This is a genomic window from Rhizobacter sp. P5_A1, assembly GCF_056400745.1.
Map to the genome: position 1 here is coordinate 158,777 of NZ_JBFUKR010000002.1, position 14,889 is coordinate 173,665.

Here is a 14,889-nt window from a genome sequence, read left to right on the forward strand (position 1 = left end):
ACCGACGAGCCCGAACGCACCGTGGAACTGCCGCGCCAGGCCGCGCTGCTGAAGACCGGCGCGCTGCAGACGGCGATTCTCAACAGCGCCAACTTCTCGAGCATCGCCACCGACGACAAGGGCGTCATCCAGCTCTTCAACATCGGCGCCGAACGCATGCTCGGCTATGCCGCCGCGGACGTGTTGAACACGATCACGCCGGCCGATCTTTCCGATCCGCAGGAACTCATCCTGCGCGCCCAGGCCCTCAGTGCCGAGTTCGCGACCGCCATCGCGCCGGGTTTCGAAGCCCTGGTCTTCAAGGCGTCGCGCGGGATCGAAGATATCTACGAGCTGACCTATCTGCGCCGCGACGGCAGCCGCTTGCCCGCGGTCGTGTCGGTGACGGCGCTGCGTGACGCGCGGAACGCGATCATCGGCTACCTGCTGATCGGTACCGACAACACCGCGCGCAAGCAAGTCGAGGCCGAGCAGCAACGCCTCGACCGCGCGCTGCACGAAACCAACCTCGAGCTGCAAAGCGCGAAGGTCGCGGCCGAGAGCGCGAACCTGGCCAAATCGGATTTCCTGTCCAGCATGAGCCACGAGCTGCGCTCGCCACTCAACGCGATCCTCGGGTTCGCGCAGTTGATGGATTCCGGCTCGCCGCCGCCCACGGCGGAGCAGAAGGACAGCATCGACCAGATTCTTCAGGCCGGCTGGTACCTGCTCGAGTTGATCAACGAAGTTCTCGATCTCGCGTTGATCGAGTCGGGCAGGCTGTCGATCTCGTGCGAACCGATGGCGCTGGCCGAAGTGCTGGACGATTGCCAGGCAATGATCGAACCGCAGGCGCGCAAGAGCGGCATTCGGGTCAACTTCGCCGATTCGGATGCGCCTTTGTACGTGCAGGCCGATCGCACGCGGGTCAAGCAGATCTTCGTGAATCTGCTGTCGAACGCGATCAAGTACAACCGGGTCGGCGGCACCGTCGAGGTCCACTGCAGCACGCGGCCGGACAAGCGCATCCGCATCAGTTTTCAGGATACCGGCGAAGGGCTGTCGGCCGACAAGCTGGCTCAACTGTTCCAACCCTTCAATCGCCTCGGCCAGGAAGCCGGCGTGCAGGAAGGCACCGGCATCGGCCTGGTCGTGAGCAAGCGCCTGGTCGGGCTGATGGGCGGCGAGATCGGGGCCGAAAGCAGCGTCGGCGTGGGCAGCGTGTTCTGGATTGATCTGCACGCAGCCGCCAACACGGATGCCGCTCCCGCGGCCGCTCCGGACACCGCGGCGGCAGCGACCGTCCTTGCTGCCGGCACGCAGCGGCGCACGGTGCTGTGCGTCGAAGACAACCCGGCAAATCTGACGCTGGTGGCGCGGCTGCTGGCGCGCCGGCCCGACATCCACCTGCTGAGCGCGAAGGACGGCCGGCGTGGCGTCGAGCTGGCACGCGCCGCGATGCCGGACGTCATCCTGATGGACATCAACCTGCCCGGCATCAGCGGCCTCGCGGCGCTCGAGATTCTCGCCAGCGACCCAGCCACCGCGCACATCCCGGTGATTGCGCTCAGCGCGAACGCGATGCCCAGGGACATCGAGAAGGGTCTGGAAGCCGGATTCTTCCGCTACCTGACGAAGCCGATCAAGGTCGGCGAGTTCATGCAGACGCTTGACCTCGCTCTGGCGTTCGGAAAGACGAGCCAATGACACTCGAATGCGACATCCTGGCGGCCCGGATCCTGATCGTCGACGATCAGCCGGCCAACGTGCGCCTGCTGAGCCGCTTGCTCGCCGAGGCGGGCTACGGCAACGTCAGCTCGACGATGGACCCGACACAGGTGTGTGCGCTGCATCTGCGCAATGGTTACGACCTGATCCTGCTCGACCTGCAGATGCCCTTGCTGGACGGCTTCGGCGTGATGGAAGGCCTGAAGACGAACCAGACCGAGAGCTATCTGCCGGTCATCGTGCTGACGGCCCAACCGGCCCACAAGCTGCGCGCTCTGCAGGCCGGTGCCAAGGACTTCATCAGCAAGCCGTTCGACCTCATCGAGGTCAAGACGCGCATTCACAACATGCTGGAAGTGCGCCTGCTCTACCGCAGGCTCGAGGCCTACAGCAAGGACCTGGAACAGGCGGTGGCCGAGCGCACTGCCGAGCTGCGCGAAAGCGAGGCACGCTATCGAAGCCTCACCGAGCTGGCCTCCGACTGGCACTGGGAACAGGACGAACGCGGCGAGTTCACGAAGGTGTCAGGCCCTGTGCTGGAGATACTCGGCCTCCATGTTGCGTCGTCGGGCGCCGACCGTGCGGGCGCGCCTTCGAGCGGCTGGGACGAAGCCGAGCGGGCGGCGCTCCAGGCCACGATCGCGTCACGCAAGCCGTTCATCGACTTTGTTCTGCACCGTCGCGACGACGATGGCCTGCAGCGGCAGTTTCGCGTCAGCGGCCAGCCGCTGTTCGATCAGGCGTGCCGATTCCTGGGCTATCGCGGCGTCGGGGTGGAGATGACCGCCGACCGATGAAGAACCAACTCCTCGCTGCGCTGCCTGCGGCGGCCTTCGACACGCTCTCGATGGACCTGGAGCTGGTTCCGATGCTGCTGGGCGAGATGCTCTACGAAGCCGGCGAGCCGTTGCGGCACGCCTACTTTCCAACGACCTCGGTCGTGTCGTTGCACTACGTGACGGAGTCCGGCGCGTCGGCCGAGACCTCGGCGGTCGGCCACGAAGGGATGATCGGCGTGCCGATGTTCATGGGCGGCGGCGGCACGCCCGGCTCGGCGGTGGTCACTTCGGGCGGTCACGGCTATCGGCTCGAGCGCCGATCGCTGATGCGCGAGTTCGACCGCGGCGGCCCGCTGCACCGCGCGCTGCTGCGCTACACGCAGGCGCAGATCACGCAATTGGCCCAGGCGGCGGCGTGCTATCGCCACCATTCCGTCGATCAGCAGCTGAGCCGGTGGCTGCTCGCGGCTGCCGATCGCGTTCCGACGGGCGAGCTCGTGATGACCCAGGAGCTGCTCGCCGGCCTGCTCGGTGTGCGGCGCGAAAGCATCACCCAGGCGGCGGGCAAGCTGCAGGACCTGGGCTACATCCGCTACCGGCGTGGGCACATTTCGGTCCTCGACCCGCGCGGCTTGCAGGCATGCGCCTGCGAGTGCTATGCGGTGGTCCGCACCGAGCTCGACCGGCTGCTGTCGCCCGCGTTGCAGGCCGCTGCCCCGTAGCGGCGCGTCGTCACGACGCCGCCGGTATTCGTACGGAACCCCGGCGAGGGGCTGCGGGTGTGACGCCACTTTGCGCCGCCGCGGCCAGGTCGTCTGTGCGATCGCCAACACGGCGCGCGAAAGACTCCGTGCGTGGGCGCACAGACGCCGGCGGGCATGCGCTGCATCCTGAGCGAGACAGAGATGCGCAGCCGCACCGGCGGCACGAGTCACAACCCAAGGAACATCGCCATGCCGCATGCCGACGAGCCGGCCGAGGGCCGCGTGCTGCTGCACATGCCGGTGAACGTTCGCAGCGCATCGCTGGCCGTGATCGCGGCGCTGCTGTGTCTGTTCGCCCTGCACTGGGCCAGCGCCGTGTTCATCCCGCTGATGATGGGCGCGATGTTCAGCTACGCGCTGACACCGGTGGTCGACCTGATGAGCCGATGGCGGCTGCCGCGCCCCGCGGCAGCCGCACTGCTGTTGATCGCCATCCTGTCGGCAGTCGGCTGGGGCGCCTACGCGCTGCGCGACGACGCCGACAGCCTGATCGAGTCGCTGCCCGATGTGGCGCGCAAGCTGAAGCAGTCGCTGCACAGTCCGCGCAACCGGCCCGACAACAACTTCGACAGGATGCAGGAGGCAGCCACACAACTGGAGCAGGCGGCGGCCGCCGACGCCACTCGAAGCGCGGTCGGCAAGGGCGTCGCACGGGTGCAGATCGAGAAGGCACCCTTCAACATCAAGGACTACGTGTTCGTCGGCGGCCTGCGTCTGGCGGAGATGCTGGCGCAGTGCATCGTCGTCTGCGTCATCACGTACTTCCTGCTGGCCTCGGGCGACGCTTTCCGCCGGAAGCTCGTGCGCATTGCCGGGCCGACCTTCGGCCGACGCAAGATCACTGTGCAGGCGCTCAACGAGATCAGTCAGCAGATCCAGCGCTACCTTGTCATGCAGCTCCTGACCAGCGCCGCCGTGGGGGCGGCCACGGCAGGCGCGTTCTGGATGATCGGAATGAAGCACTTCGCGGTTTGGGGTGTGGCTGCGGCGGTGCTCAACCTGGTCCCGTACATCGGGTCGATCGCGCTGTGCAGCGTGTCGGCCGTCGTCGCGCTGACCCAGTTCGGCACGATCGAGAAAGCGCTGCTGGTGGCGAGCGTCTCGATCGGGCTGCACATCGTGTCCGGCTATCTCGTCGCGCCCTGGCTCACCGGCCGCACCAGCCGGCTGAGTGCCGTGGTGGTGTTCATCGGCGTGCTCGCGTGGGGCTGGCTGTGGGGCATCTGGGGGCTGTTGCTCGGCGCGCCGATGCTGATGGCGATCAAGGCGGTGTGCGACCGGGTCGAGGACCTGAAGCCCATCGGCGAACTGCTCGGCGGTGGAAACGAAATCGCGAAGATCGCACTCGCTGAGTGCGACAGCGAACAGACGAGCGATTGGGACGCACGCAACATGCAGGCATAACGAAGGAGAGACGCGATGCCGAGCTTTTGCGGACTACTGAAAGTCAAGATCCCCACGTCGATGCGCGAGTGGATGACCGGCATGGCCGCGGCGTTGCTGCTGGCGCCCGCCCTGGCCGCCGAGACGCCCCTGGCATCGACGACCGAGCTGGCCAATGCCCAGGCCACCTACGCGAAGGAACGCAGCGCCTGCCTGGCCGGCACGTCGCAACAGGAGCGCAGCGCCTGCCTGAAGGAAGCCGGCGCGGCGCTGGCCGAAGCCCGCCGCTCGCGCCTCGGCAACGCAGAGAATGCACGCGCCCTGCGCCGCAACGCCACGCAGCGCTGCGATGCGGTTCGTCCGGAGGACCAGGATTCCTGTCGGCGCATGGCGCTCGGCGAAGGCACGGTGTCTGGCTCGGCCGCCGCGGGCGGTGTGGTCAAGGAGCTCGTAACCCCCGAGCCTGCGGCGTCCGCGCCGTCGCGCTGAACCCGAGTCTTCCCTCGGTGATGGGGTTCATCACCACCCGAGCAAGCCAACCAGGCATTCAACTTTCGACTGGAGATTCACCATGAACATTCGCACCACTACCTTCGCTGCCGCCCTTGCCGCCGTCCTTCTGATCGGGACGTCCGGCTGTGCGGTGACCCGCGGACAGGAAACCGTCGGCGCCTATGTCGACGACGCCACCATCACGACGCAGATCAAGAGCCGCTTCGTCGAGAACAAGGACGTCGACGCGTCCAGCATCCGGGTCGAGACGCTCAACGGCACGGTGATGTTGTCCGGCTTCGCCAAGAACGCGCTCGAGAAGAGCGCCGCCGAAACCATCGCACGAAAGGTCAACGGCGTGAAATCGGTGCGGAACGAAATCGTCGTCCGGGCCTGACCCGCCGCGAGCACGACGAGCAAGCGTTCGGCCGGTGTCGTCGTCGGTGCGCTCAAGAAAATGGACGCCATCGGCAGTGCTGCTGGGTACAGCACGGTGCGGCAATCGCCGTCGGATCTCGCTTGCCCCCGGACGTGACCCCGCAAGGAACGCGGGAAGACAACACACAAGAAGAACCCTGGCAAGCGAGCCAAGTCGGGAGGTTGAGGCGTTGCCTTCGGCGACGTTTCAGAATTGAACCACGGGCGAGAGAACATATGACTTCGACCGGCATCGAGTCCGCAGTCCGACCGTCTGTGTCACTTCGTTCCTGCGGCGGACAGGTCGAGTGGATTGAACGGTGTCGCGCGAGCATCTGCGAACGCGACCCGCTTCTTTCCGCCGACGACGTCCTCGACCTCGCTGGGACTCTGTGGGACTTGCCGCGCTGCCAACGGCTGCCGCCCGAGCTTGCCGCTGGTCTCCTTCTGGCGGACCAACTCGGTCGGCTGAACTGAGCCGGTAGCGCCGCGCAATCGCCCGCGGCTCTATCGCGCGCCGTCCCGGTTCGACGAAGGCGAGGGGGCTTTTGCAGGAGGGATGACTCGTCTGTTACAGGTGCTGGCGAACGGCTTGTCATCCGACACATCCTCGCGGGCTCGTCCGCTCATCCGGGATCCTACGGAGCCCTAACCTCCGCCGTCACGTCACCCAAGTCATCAAAGAAGACCCACTCATGACATTCGCTTCACTCATTCCAGAGCCCGTTGATCGGTCTCGCATAGAACTGACAGAGGACTACGAACTGCGCTTCTGGACATGCCATTTCGCATGCTCGTCACAGGAGTTGCTGAATGCGATCGAAGCGGTCGGCGTTGATGCCTCGGCGGTAAGGAACTTTATCGCGATGCGCAGGTGGATCTTTAGCGAGCCGACCCCCATTCCTGGTGACCAAGATGTCGGTGCCTGCCATGCGCTGCTGCAACAGCCTTCGCAAGCATCGCGTTCCCCACGGCCTTGTGAATCAACGAGTTAGGAGCGCCTTCAGGGTCTCCAAGTCCTGTCGGCGGGACCAAACCCGACTCGCTGCGTGCTCCCCCTAAGTGTGGCCTTTGCAAGGCGCCACGCCGCGCCTAGCATCGACCGCCTGAGACTCGCACTCGAGCGCCTTCTGGTCGAATCGTACGGGAGAGATGCCATGAGCCAGCGCACGCCGCCGCCCGCCGCAAAGAAGCTGGTCTGGCGCATCACCGAAGCCGCGCCGCTGGGCGAGTTCGTCGATCCGCGGGCATCGCCCGCGCCGCGCGCCGACCTGCCGGAGGCCTCGTCGTCCGGTGGCTGGATCGTCTCGTCGTTCGAACTGCTGCACGGCGCCGATGTCAGCGAGGATCCACAGACCGTGCCGGGCGACCTGTTCGACGAACTTTTCCCGCCGGCCAAGCCGCCCGCGACGAACTGACTCGCCGCGGGCGTGTCGCCCCCCGTCCGAGCAATTCTTTACATCCAGCCCGCTTGCGCGTCGGGCCTGAGGCAGCACCTGCAGGCAGGCGCATGCCCGACCGGCGCGTGCAACTTTCCCGGCAGCCGCGGCTCGAAGGCCGGGTCGCAGGAATATACTGATCGAGGTTTGTTTTGGACCAAATTCACGCTGCTAGCGGGCATTACAAGGGGTCGCTGATGGGCGCCAAACTCAAGGTCGCGGGCTGGTTGGCCGTCGGCGCAGTCGCCGGTGCATTGACGACGATGCAATTGCAGGCCACGGCGCGCAACGGCGTCGCGCAATTGCCCCTCGAAGAGCTGCAACAGATGGCGGCGGTCTTCGGCATGATCAAGACCGACTACGTCGAGCCGGTCGACGAGAAGAAGCTGATCGGCGATGCGATCGGCGGCATGGTTTCCGGCCTCGACCCGCACTCTCAGTATTTCGACAAGAAGTCCTTCAAGGAATTCCGCGAGGCGACCACCGGCCGCTTCGTCGGCATCGGCATCGAGATGGGCATGGAGGACGGCCTCGTGAAGGTCGTGAGCCCGATCGAAGGCTCGCCGGCCTTCCGTGCCGGCCTCAAGAGCGGCGACCTGATCACGAAGATCGACGACACGATGGTCAAGGGCCTGACGGTCGACCAGGCCGTCAAGAAGATGCGGGGCGATCCGAACACCAAGGTCGTGCTGACCGTGTTCCGCAAGCTCGAGAGCCGCAGCTTCCCGGTGACGATCGTGCGCGAGGAGATCCGCACCCAGAGCGTGCGCTCGAAGATCGTCGAACCCGGTTATGCCTGGCTGCGTGTGAGCCAGTTCCAGGACCGCACGGTCGAAGACTTCGTGAAGAAGCTCGAAGAAATCTACAAGCAGGAGCCGAACCTGAAGGGTCTGGTGCTCGACCTGCGCAACGACCCGGGCGGCCTGCTCGAAGGCGCAGTCGCGATCTCGGCGGCGTTCCTGCCGGCCGACGCGGTCGTCGTCTCGACGAACGGCCAGATTTCCGACTCCAAGCAGACCTTCAAGGCCTCGCCGAGCGACTACCTGCGCCGCGGCGGCAGCGACCCGCTGCGCCGCCTGCCCGAGGCGCTGAAGAAGGTGCCGCTGATCGTGCTCGTCAACGAAGGCTCGGCCTCGGCCAGCGAGATCGTCGCCGGCGCGCTGCAGGACCAGAAGCGCGCGGTCATCATGGGCGCGCAGACCTTCGGCAAGGGCTCGGTGCAGACGGTGCGCCAGCTCTCGCCCGAGACCGCGCTGAAGATCACGACCGCGCGCTACTACACGCCGAGTGGTGCGTCGATCCAGGCCAAGGGCATCGTGCCCGACGTGATGCTCGACGAGACCGCCGAGGGCAACCTGTTCGCTGCACTGCGCACCCGCGAGGCCGACCTCGAGAAGCACCTGCAAAGCGGCCAGGGCGCCGAGCAGAAGGACGAGGCGCGCGAGAAGGCCCGCGACGAAGCGCGCAAACGGCTCGAGGAAGAAGCCGCGAAGCGCGCCGCCACGCCGCCGAAACCGCCGCCTGAGTTCGGCACGCCGGAAGACTTCCAGCTCACGCAGGCGATGAATCGCCTGAAGGGCAAGCCGGTGCTGGTCAGCAAGACCGCCGTCGAGCGCAAGCCCGAGGCCGAGACGGTCAACTGATCCCGCTCTGCCTCAGAACGCCCGCGCGATCCGCGGGCGTTTTTGCGGGCGGTGCTCCCTGCGCTTTGTTTGTATGCTCGGCCGATGAATGACGAACAGCTGCTGCGCTACTCGCGCCACATCCTGCTCGACGAGCTCGGCATCGAGGGCCAGCAGCGCCTGCTTGCCGCGCACGCGCTGGTGATCGGCGCGGGCGGCCTGGGCTCGCCGGTCGCGCTGTACCTCGCGACGGCCGGGGTCGGCACGCTGACGATCGTCGACGACGACACGGTCGACCTGACCAACCTGCAGCGCCAGATCGTCCACAACGTCGCACGCATCGGCCGGTCGAAGGCCGAGTCCGCGGCACAGACGCTGCAGGCGATCAACCCCGAGGTGCGCGTGCAGGCGCTGCAAGAGCGTGCCGACGCCGCGCGCCTGATGGCGCTCGTCGCCGCGGCCGACGTGGTCATCGATTGCAGCGACAACTTCGCGACGCGTCACGCCGTCAACACCGCCTGCGTGGCGCACGCCAAGCCGCTCGTCTCCGGCGCCGCGATCGGCTTCGATGGCCAGATCTCGGTCTACGACACGCGCGACGCGACCAGGCCCTGCTACGCCTGCCTGTTCCCGGCCGAGGCGGTGTTCGAGGAAGTGCGCTGCGCGACGATGGGTGTGTTCGCGCCGCTGGTCGGCATCATCGGCAGCCTGCAGGCGGCCGAGGCGTTGAAGCTGCTGGCCGGCGTCGGCAGCTCGCTGGCGGGCCGGCTGCAGATGCTCGATGCGCGGACGATGGAATGGACCGAGATCGCGCTGCGCCGCACGCCCGGCTGCCCGGTGTGCGGGCACCGCGCCGCCGAGGCCTGAGCCGGTCGGCGCGGACGCTCGGGTCGCGCCGACCTACTCGGCGGTGATCTTCGCCGCGACGATCACCTTCGCCCAACGCTCGGTCTCGCTCTTCAGGAAGACAGCAAAGGCCTGCGGCTCGCGCGCGTCGACCCGAAAGCCCTGGGTCCGCGCGCGTTCCTCGATCTCCGGGCTGGCGAGGATCTTGACGATCTCGCTGCCGAGCTTCGCGACCACGGCGTCCGATGTGCCGGCCGGCACCATCATCGCGGTCCAGTTGTCCACCAGCAGCGCCGGCATGCCGGCCTCGACGGTCGTCGGCACCTCGGGCACCGTCGGGTGCCGCGCCGCGCTGCACAGCGCCAACGCGCGCAGTTTGCCGCTCTTCACATGGGCGATCGACTCGGGAAAGTTCGAGAAGACCACGTCGAGCTGGCCGCCGATCAGGTCGGTGATGGCCGGCGCGCCGCCCTTGTAGGGCACGTGCTGGATTTCGGTCTTCGCGATGTCGTTGAACAGCGCCAGCGTCAGGTGCGGCGGCGTTCCGTTGCCGCTCGAACCGGCATTCAGCTTGCCGGCCTTCGCCGCCGCGATCAGCTCGTGGAAACTCTGGATCCTGCTGCCGGCCGGCACGACGATCAGCATCGGCGAGCCTGCCATCAGCGCGACCGGCTTCAGGTCCTTGACGAGGTTGTACGGTGCCTTCGGGAACAGCGTGTAGTTCGCCGCGTGCGTCAGCGTGATCGCGAGCAGCGTTGCGCCATCGGGCGCCGATTTCGCCGCCGCATCGGCGCCGATCTGACCGCCGCCGCCGGGCCGGTTATCGATCACGACGTTGACCTTCCAGCGTTCGCCGAGTTGCTGCCCGACCAGTCGCGCCATCGCGTCGGTCAGCCCACCGGGCGGGAACGGCACGATGTAGCGCAAGGTCGCGCCCGCCTTCGGGTAGTCGCCGCCCTGCGCCCACGCTGCGCCGGGCAGCGTGGTTACCGGCAGCGCGAGCGCGCCCAGCATCAAGTCTCGTCGTTGCATTCGTCTCGTCTCCTGTGAACCGGTCCGCATGCTGCCGCGCGCTGCGGCATGCTGCAAGCCGGGTTCGGCATAACGTTCCCCGAAAATCTTCTAGGCGGTCTGCAGACTCCTCAGCAACGCGTCGCCGATGGCCAGGCCCTCGACCCGCGCCTTCGCGAGCAAGGCCTCGCGCCGCGCGCCCGGCAGCCGCACGCCGTCGTCGACGAGCATCTCGCGCACCAGCACCTCGACGCGGTCGAGAAAGCCCTCGCGGCCGGCGAGCGCGTCGGGGTCGATCACGATGAAGGTCTGGCCGATGCGCGGCCGGTTGCCGGCGTCGACGAAGAAGCTCGAGGCTTCGAAGCCGAAGTTCGCGCCGATCAGCGCGGTGACCAGCAACTCGACGACCAGCGCGAGCATCGCGCCCTTCGGGCTCGACACCGCGCCGATCGCGAGCATCGAGCCTTCGAGGCCGGCCTGCGGGTCGGTGGTCGGCAGGCCCTGCGCGTCGAGCGCCCAGCCGGCGGGAATCGGCTTGCCCTCCTTCGCGGCGACCATCAGCTTGCCACGCGCGACCTCCGACAGGCTCAGATCGATCATCAGCGGCAGCGCGTCGTCACGCCGCGGAAAGATCGCGGCGATCGGGTTGGTGCCGAAGATCGGGTGCTTGCCGCCGGCCGCCGGCATCGCCGCGGGAGAGTTCGAGAATCCGAGGCCGACCATGCCGGCATCCGCCGCCGCGCGCAGGTGATCGATCACGACGCCGCAGTGGTGGCTGTTCGTCACGCCGACGACGCTGATGCCGAATTCGCGCGCCCGCTCGATCGCCTCGCGCACCGCGAGCTCGCAGGCCGCGAAGGCCAGGCCCTCCTGCGCGTCGACGAGCGCCGCGGCGCCCTTGCTCTTGACGATCGCCGGCACGGCCGCGCCGTTCACGCGCCCGTTGCGCAAATGCGCGCTGTACTGCGCGACCCGGCCCAGGCCGTGCGACGCGAGGCCCTGCGCTTCGGCCAGCACCAGCGCGCGCGCCGTCGCCTGCGCCATCAACAGGTTCGCGCCGGCCGCCTGCAGCGCGGCGGCCGCGAGGCTGCGCGCCTCTTCGAGCGTGAGCCGTGCCATCAGCCGAGTGCCTGCAGCACGCGCTGCGCGATCAGCGACGACACGCGCTCGTTCGCTTCACCGGAAAGGCCGGCGATGTGCGGCGTCAACAGCAGGTTCGGACAGCCGGCGAACACGCTGCCGGCGGGCACCGGCTCGGTCTCGAACACATCGAGCGCCGCGCCGCCGAGCCGGCCACTGCGCAGGGCCGCGGCGAGCGCCGCCTCGTCGACGACGCCGCCGCGCGCCGAGTTGATCAGCACCGCACTGGCTTTCATCGCAGCGATGCGCGCCGCGTCGAACAGATTGCGCGTCGAAGCGACGAGCGGCACGTGCAGGCTGATGACGTCGGCACGCGCCGTGAGCTCGTCCAGCCCCACGGACGCGACGCCCGCCTGCCCGAACACCGGGTCCGCGTCGTCGAGCATCGCGTCGTGCGCGATCACCTGCATGCCGACGCCGTGCGCGAGCCGCGCCGTCAGCTGGCCGATCGAGCCGAAGCCGACCAGCCCGAGCGTCTTGCCGCCGATCTCGCGACCGCTGCTCAGCGCATGGCGTGGCCACCGGCCGGCTGCCACCTCGGCGCTCGCCTGATAAGCGCCGCGCAGCAGCAGCATCGCGCTCGCGATCACGTATTCGGCGACGCTCAGCGCGTTCGCACCGCTCGCCGGGATCACCTCGATGCCGCGCGCCTCGCAGCCCGCCACGTCGATGTTGTCCAGGCCGACGCCGAGGCGCCCGACGACGCGGCATCGTGCCAGCGCCGCGAGCAACTCGCCGCGCACCTGGGTTCGATTGCGCACGACGATCGCGTCCGCGCCGGCCGCTTCGGCATGCAGGCGCGCCGGGTCGTCGACGAGCGTGGCGTCGTACAGCACGTCGTGCGCCGCGGCGAGCTGCGCGACGGCGCGCTCGTCCATGAACTCGGTGATGACGATGCGGCTCATCTCACGCCGACTCGAACAGCCGCGTCAGCACGAACTCGCGGTGCCCGAGCGCCTCGGCGGCCGTGAGGCGCCCGTTGGCGGTGCGCAGCATGCATTCGAGCAGCTTGTCGCCGGCCTGGTCGAGGTTGATCTCGCGCTGCAGCAGCCCGGAGGTGTCGACATCGATGTGCTCGCTCATCAGCCGCACCGTGCGCGGGTTCGAGCAGATCTTGATGACCGGCACGATCGCGTTGCCGATCACGTTGCCCTGGCCGGTCGGGAAGAAGTGCAGCGCGTAGCCCGACGCCGCGCACAGGGTCACCATCTCGGCCGCGGCCGACGACGAGTCCATGAACCACAGGCCCGGATGGGTCGGCATCTCGGCCTTGTCGATCACGCCGTCGACCGTGCACTTCTTGCCGATCTTCTGGATGTTGCCGAGCGCCTTTTCCTCGATCGTCGTCAGGCCGCCGGCGATGTTGCCCTTGGTCGGCTGCGAGTCGGAGAGGTCGCTGGTCTTGTGGCGGTTGATCATGTCCTGGTAGCGGTCGAACATGAACATGAACCGGTCGCGCACCTCGGTGGTCGCGCAACGCTCGGCGACGATCTTCTCGCCGCCGGTGATCTCGGAGGTTTCGCCGAAGCACAGGTAGTTGCCGAGCGGGTGCAGCTTGTCGAAGGCGTTGCCGACGGTCGGGTTCGCGCCGCAGCCGCTGGTCGTGTCGCTCTCGCCGCACTTGGTCGAGACCCACAGCTCGCTGATCGCGCAGGCCTCGCGCTGCTTCTCGCTGGCCCATTGCACGTAGTCGCGCGCGGCCTTGCTGGCGCGCAGGATCGTGTCGTGGTCGCCGTGGCCTTCGATGCCGAAGCCGACGACCGGCTTGCCGGTCGCTTTGATCCCGTCGACGACCTTCTGGGTCCAGCTGTCCTCGATGCCGATCACGACGACGGCCGCGACGTTCGGGTTGCAGCCGGCGCCGATCAGCGTGCGGAAGTGCAGGTCCAGGTCGGCGCCGAACTGCAGGCGACCATACGGGTGCGGAATCGCCATCGCGCCCTTGATGTTGTGGGCGACGGCCTCGGCCGCGGCGTTCGACAGGTCGTCGAGCGGCAGCACGATGACGTGGTTGCGAACGCCGACGCGGCCGTTCTCGCGGCGGTAGCCGAGGAAGGTGGTGTTCTTGGTGACGATGGCCATGATGGGTCTCCGGCTTACCAGCGCTTGGTCTTGATGTTCTGCACGTGAGCGTGCTCGCCCGCCCTGATCGGCGCGACCACCTTGCCCATGTCGATGCCGTACTTCAGCACGGTGTCGCCGACAGCCATGTCTTTCAGCGCGACCTTGTGGCCGATCGGGATGTCCTGGCGGGCCCGGACCTCGATCGTCTTGTCTTCATCCATGATCCAGCCGGTCATCGGCGTGCCGGCGGTCACGCCTTCCACGACCACGACGGCGACGGTGTCGCGCGCGTCGTGCAATACGAAGTGAATCATCTGCGGCCTCCTCGGTGGGCAGTTCGGGACAGAGCGCGATGTTAGGTCGGCGCCACCCACTGTCAAACCTGTCATCTAGATGACCTATTTCACACAAATGATCTGCATGTACACTTCGTTGCATCATGCAGACCGCCACGTCCGCTCCGCGCTTCGAGGCCATCGCGCCCGAGACCGCCGGCATGCCGCTGTACCGGGTCGTCAAGCGCTCGCTGCTGAGCGCGATCGAATCCGGCAGCTGTGCGCCGGGCGAGACGCTGCCGAGCGAGACCGAGATCGCCGGCGCGATGGGCGTGTCGATCGGCACGCTGCGGCGCGCGGTCGACGAACTCGCCGCCGAGCACATCCTGGTGCGGCGCCAGGGGCGCGGCACCTTCGTCGCGACGCACAGCACCGATCGCTTCCTGTTCCAGTTCTTCCACGTCGAGCGCGCCGACGGTCTGCGCGAGGCGCCGCTGATCGACCTGGTCTCGTTCGAGCGCCTGCGCGCCGACGACGAGCCGGCCGAGGCGCTGCAGCTGCGTGCCGGCGATCCGGTGATCCAGATCGAGAATCGCCTGCGGCTGCAGGGCACGGCGGTGATCTACGACCGCCTGACGCTGCCGTCCACGCTCTTCAAGGGCCTGACCGAGAAGCGCTTCCGCGAGCGCCCCGGCACGATCTACCAGCTGTACCAGTCGGACTTCGGCATCAGCGTGCTGCGTGCGAAGGAACGCGCGCGCGCCACCGCGGCCGACCGCCATGCGGTGCGTGTGCTCGGCTTGGCCGTCGGCCAGCCGGTCATGCAGGTGCGCCGCACCGCGCTGACCTTCGGCGACCGCCCGGTCGAACATCGAATCTCGATCATCAACACGGCGCATCACGACTACGTGAACCTGTTGTCCCGACCCGCTGGCAAATACGACTGACGT

At 67.6% G+C, this 14,889-nt stretch carries 16 protein-coding genes; 11 read left to right on the top strand and 5 right to left on the bottom strand.

The genetic code is table 11. The features are described from left to right. Positions 1–21: 21 nt before the first annotated feature. The 10 genes from AC1DTW_RS02550 to AC1DTW_RS02595 all read left to right on the top strand — a co-directional run bounded on the left by AC1DTW_RS02550 (position 22) and on the right by AC1DTW_RS02595 (position 9,470). Positions 22–1,686, top strand: a complete 1,665-nt coding sequence (locus AC1DTW_RS02550; RefSeq protein WP_477978805.1) for a hybrid sensor histidine kinase/response regulator — start codon at positions 22–24, stop codon at positions 1,684–1,686. Beyond that, the gene (locus AC1DTW_RS02555) at positions 1,683–2,504 is read left to right on the top strand and encodes a response regulator (RefSeq protein WP_477978807.1); all 822 of its coding nucleotides are present in this window, start codon (positions 1,683–1,685) and stop codon (positions 2,502–2,504) included. Before AC1DTW_RS02550 ends, AC1DTW_RS02555 begins: the two co-directional genes overlap by 4 nt. Next, complete coding sequence (locus AC1DTW_RS02560) at positions 2,501–3,208, top strand: Crp/Fnr family transcriptional regulator (RefSeq protein WP_477978809.1); 708 nt, start codon at positions 2,501–2,503, stop codon at positions 3,206–3,208. Before AC1DTW_RS02555 ends, AC1DTW_RS02560 begins: the two co-directional genes overlap by 4 nt. A gap of 231 nt (positions 3,209–3,439) precedes the next feature. After that, positions 3,440–4,654 (top strand): AI-2E family transporter, encoded by a 1,215-nt coding sequence (locus tag AC1DTW_RS02565; RefSeq protein ID WP_477978811.1) that lies wholly within the window; start codon positions 3,440–3,442, stop codon positions 4,652–4,654. Between the two features lie 15 nt (positions 4,655–4,669). After that, positions 4,670–5,122, top strand: a complete 453-nt coding sequence (locus AC1DTW_RS02570) for a hypothetical protein (protein WP_477978813.1) — start codon at positions 4,670–4,672, stop codon at positions 5,120–5,122. 82 nt (positions 5,123–5,204) lie between these two features. Next, entirely contained in the window at positions 5,205–5,522 is a 318-nt protein-coding gene (locus tag AC1DTW_RS02575; protein WP_477978815.1) for a BON domain-containing protein, read from the top strand. A gap of 715 nt (positions 5,523–6,237) precedes the next feature. Further along, complete coding sequence (locus AC1DTW_RS02580) at positions 6,238–6,537, top strand: DUF3606 domain-containing protein (RefSeq protein WP_477978817.1); 300 nt, start codon at positions 6,238–6,240, stop codon at positions 6,535–6,537. Positions 6,538–6,699: 162 nt separating this feature from the next. Further along, a complete protein-coding gene (locus tag AC1DTW_RS02585) occupies positions 6,700–6,960 on the top strand; it encodes a hypothetical protein (protein WP_477978819.1) in 261 nt (86 codons plus the stop codon). A gap of 218 nt (positions 6,961–7,178) precedes the next feature. Next, positions 7,179–8,624: a S41 family peptidase gene (locus AC1DTW_RS02590; RefSeq protein ID WP_477978821.1), complete on the top strand. Its 1,446-nt coding sequence runs from the start codon at positions 7,179–7,181 to the stop codon at positions 8,622–8,624. Positions 8,625–8,708: 84 nt separating this feature from the next. Further along, positions 8,709–9,470: a HesA/MoeB/ThiF family protein gene (locus AC1DTW_RS02595; protein ID WP_477978823.1), complete on the top strand. Its 762-nt coding sequence runs from the start codon at positions 8,709–8,711 to the stop codon at positions 9,468–9,470. A 33-nt stretch (positions 9,471–9,503) separates the two neighbouring features. On the opposite strand, the gene AC1DTW_RS02600 is transcribed toward AC1DTW_RS02595, so the two are convergent. From AC1DTW_RS02600 to AC1DTW_RS02620, 5 genes are all read right to left on the bottom strand, one after another. Beyond that, positions 9,504–10,481 carry a Bug family tripartite tricarboxylate transporter substrate binding protein gene (locus AC1DTW_RS02600; protein WP_477978825.1) on the bottom strand — a complete coding sequence of 326 codons (978 nt, stop codon included), beginning with the start codon at positions 10,479–10,481 and terminating at the stop codon, positions 9,504–9,506. A 90-nt stretch (positions 10,482–10,571) separates the two neighbouring features. Then, on the bottom strand, positions 10,572–11,579 hold the full coding sequence (locus AC1DTW_RS02605) for an Ldh family oxidoreductase (RefSeq protein WP_477978827.1): 1,008 nt from the start codon (positions 11,577–11,579) through the stop codon (positions 10,572–10,574). Beyond that, positions 11,579–12,505 (bottom strand): hydroxyacid dehydrogenase, encoded by a 927-nt coding sequence (locus AC1DTW_RS02610; RefSeq protein ID WP_477978829.1) that lies wholly within the window; start codon positions 12,503–12,505, stop codon positions 11,579–11,581. Before AC1DTW_RS02610 ends, AC1DTW_RS02605 begins: the two co-directional genes overlap by 1 nt. Before the next feature lies 1 nt (position 12,506). Beyond that, positions 12,507–13,682, bottom strand: a complete 1,176-nt coding sequence (locus AC1DTW_RS02615; RefSeq protein ID WP_477978831.1) for a UxaA family hydrolase — start codon at positions 13,680–13,682, stop codon at positions 12,507–12,509. Between the two features lie 14 nt (positions 13,683–13,696). Further along, positions 13,697–13,978 carry a UxaA family hydrolase gene (locus AC1DTW_RS02620; protein ID WP_477978833.1) on the bottom strand — a complete coding sequence of 94 codons (282 nt, stop codon included), beginning with the start codon at positions 13,976–13,978 and terminating at the stop codon, positions 13,697–13,699. Between the two features lie 125 nt (positions 13,979–14,103). On the opposite strand from AC1DTW_RS02620, the gene AC1DTW_RS02625 reads away from it, so the two are divergent. Beyond that, positions 14,104–14,886 (top strand): GntR family transcriptional regulator, encoded by a 783-nt coding sequence (locus AC1DTW_RS02625; protein WP_477978835.1) that lies wholly within the window; start codon positions 14,104–14,106, stop codon positions 14,884–14,886. The last annotated feature ends 3 nt before the right edge of the window (positions 14,887–14,889 follow it).

Bases quoted from the DNA above. Each gene is read 5' to 3' on its own strand.
- AC1DTW_RS02575 (WP_477978815.1), top strand. From the start codon at position 5,205: ATGAACATTCGCACCACTACCTTCGCTGCCGCCCTTGCCGCCGTCCTT.
- AC1DTW_RS02610 (WP_477978829.1), bottom strand. From the start codon at position 12,505: ATGAGCCGCATCGTCATCACCGAGTTCATGGACGAGCGCGCCGTCGCG.
- AC1DTW_RS02600 (WP_477978825.1), bottom strand. From the start codon at position 10,481: ATGCAACGACGAGACTTGATGCTGGGCGCGCTCGCGCTGCCGGTAACC.
- AC1DTW_RS02565 (WP_477978811.1), top strand. From the start codon at position 3,440: ATGCCGCATGCCGACGAGCCGGCCGAGGGCCGCGTGCTGCTGCACATG.
- AC1DTW_RS02560 (WP_477978809.1), top strand. From the start codon at position 2,501: ATGAAGAACCAACTCCTCGCTGCGCTGCCTGCGGCGGCCTTCGACACG.
- AC1DTW_RS02555 (WP_477978807.1), top strand. From the start codon at position 1,683: ATGACACTCGAATGCGACATCCTGGCGGCCCGGATCCTGATCGTCGAC.
- AC1DTW_RS02570 (WP_477978813.1), top strand. From the start codon at position 4,670: ATGCCGAGCTTTTGCGGACTACTGAAAGTCAAGATCCCCACGTCGATG.
- AC1DTW_RS02590 (WP_477978821.1), top strand. From the start codon at position 7,179: ATGGGCGCCAAACTCAAGGTCGCGGGCTGGTTGGCCGTCGGCGCAGTC.
- AC1DTW_RS02620 (WP_477978833.1), bottom strand. From the start codon at position 13,978: ATGATTCACTTCGTATTGCACGACGCGCGCGACACCGTCGCCGTCGTG.
- AC1DTW_RS02625 (WP_477978835.1), top strand. From the start codon at position 14,104: ATGCAGACCGCCACGTCCGCTCCGCGCTTCGAGGCCATCGCGCCCGAG.
- AC1DTW_RS02615 (WP_477978831.1), bottom strand. From the start codon at position 13,682: ATGGCCATCGTCACCAAGAACACCACCTTCCTCGGCTACCGCCGCGAG.
- AC1DTW_RS02585 (WP_477978819.1), top strand. From the start codon at position 6,700: ATGAGCCAGCGCACGCCGCCGCCCGCCGCAAAGAAGCTGGTCTGGCGC.
- AC1DTW_RS02580 (WP_477978817.1), top strand. From the start codon at position 6,238: ATGACATTCGCTTCACTCATTCCAGAGCCCGTTGATCGGTCTCGCATA.
- AC1DTW_RS02605 (WP_477978827.1), bottom strand. From the start codon at position 11,579: ATGGCACGGCTCACGCTCGAAGAGGCGCGCAGCCTCGCGGCCGCCGCG.
- AC1DTW_RS02595 (WP_477978823.1), top strand. From the start codon at position 8,709: ATGAATGACGAACAGCTGCTGCGCTACTCGCGCCACATCCTGCTCGAC.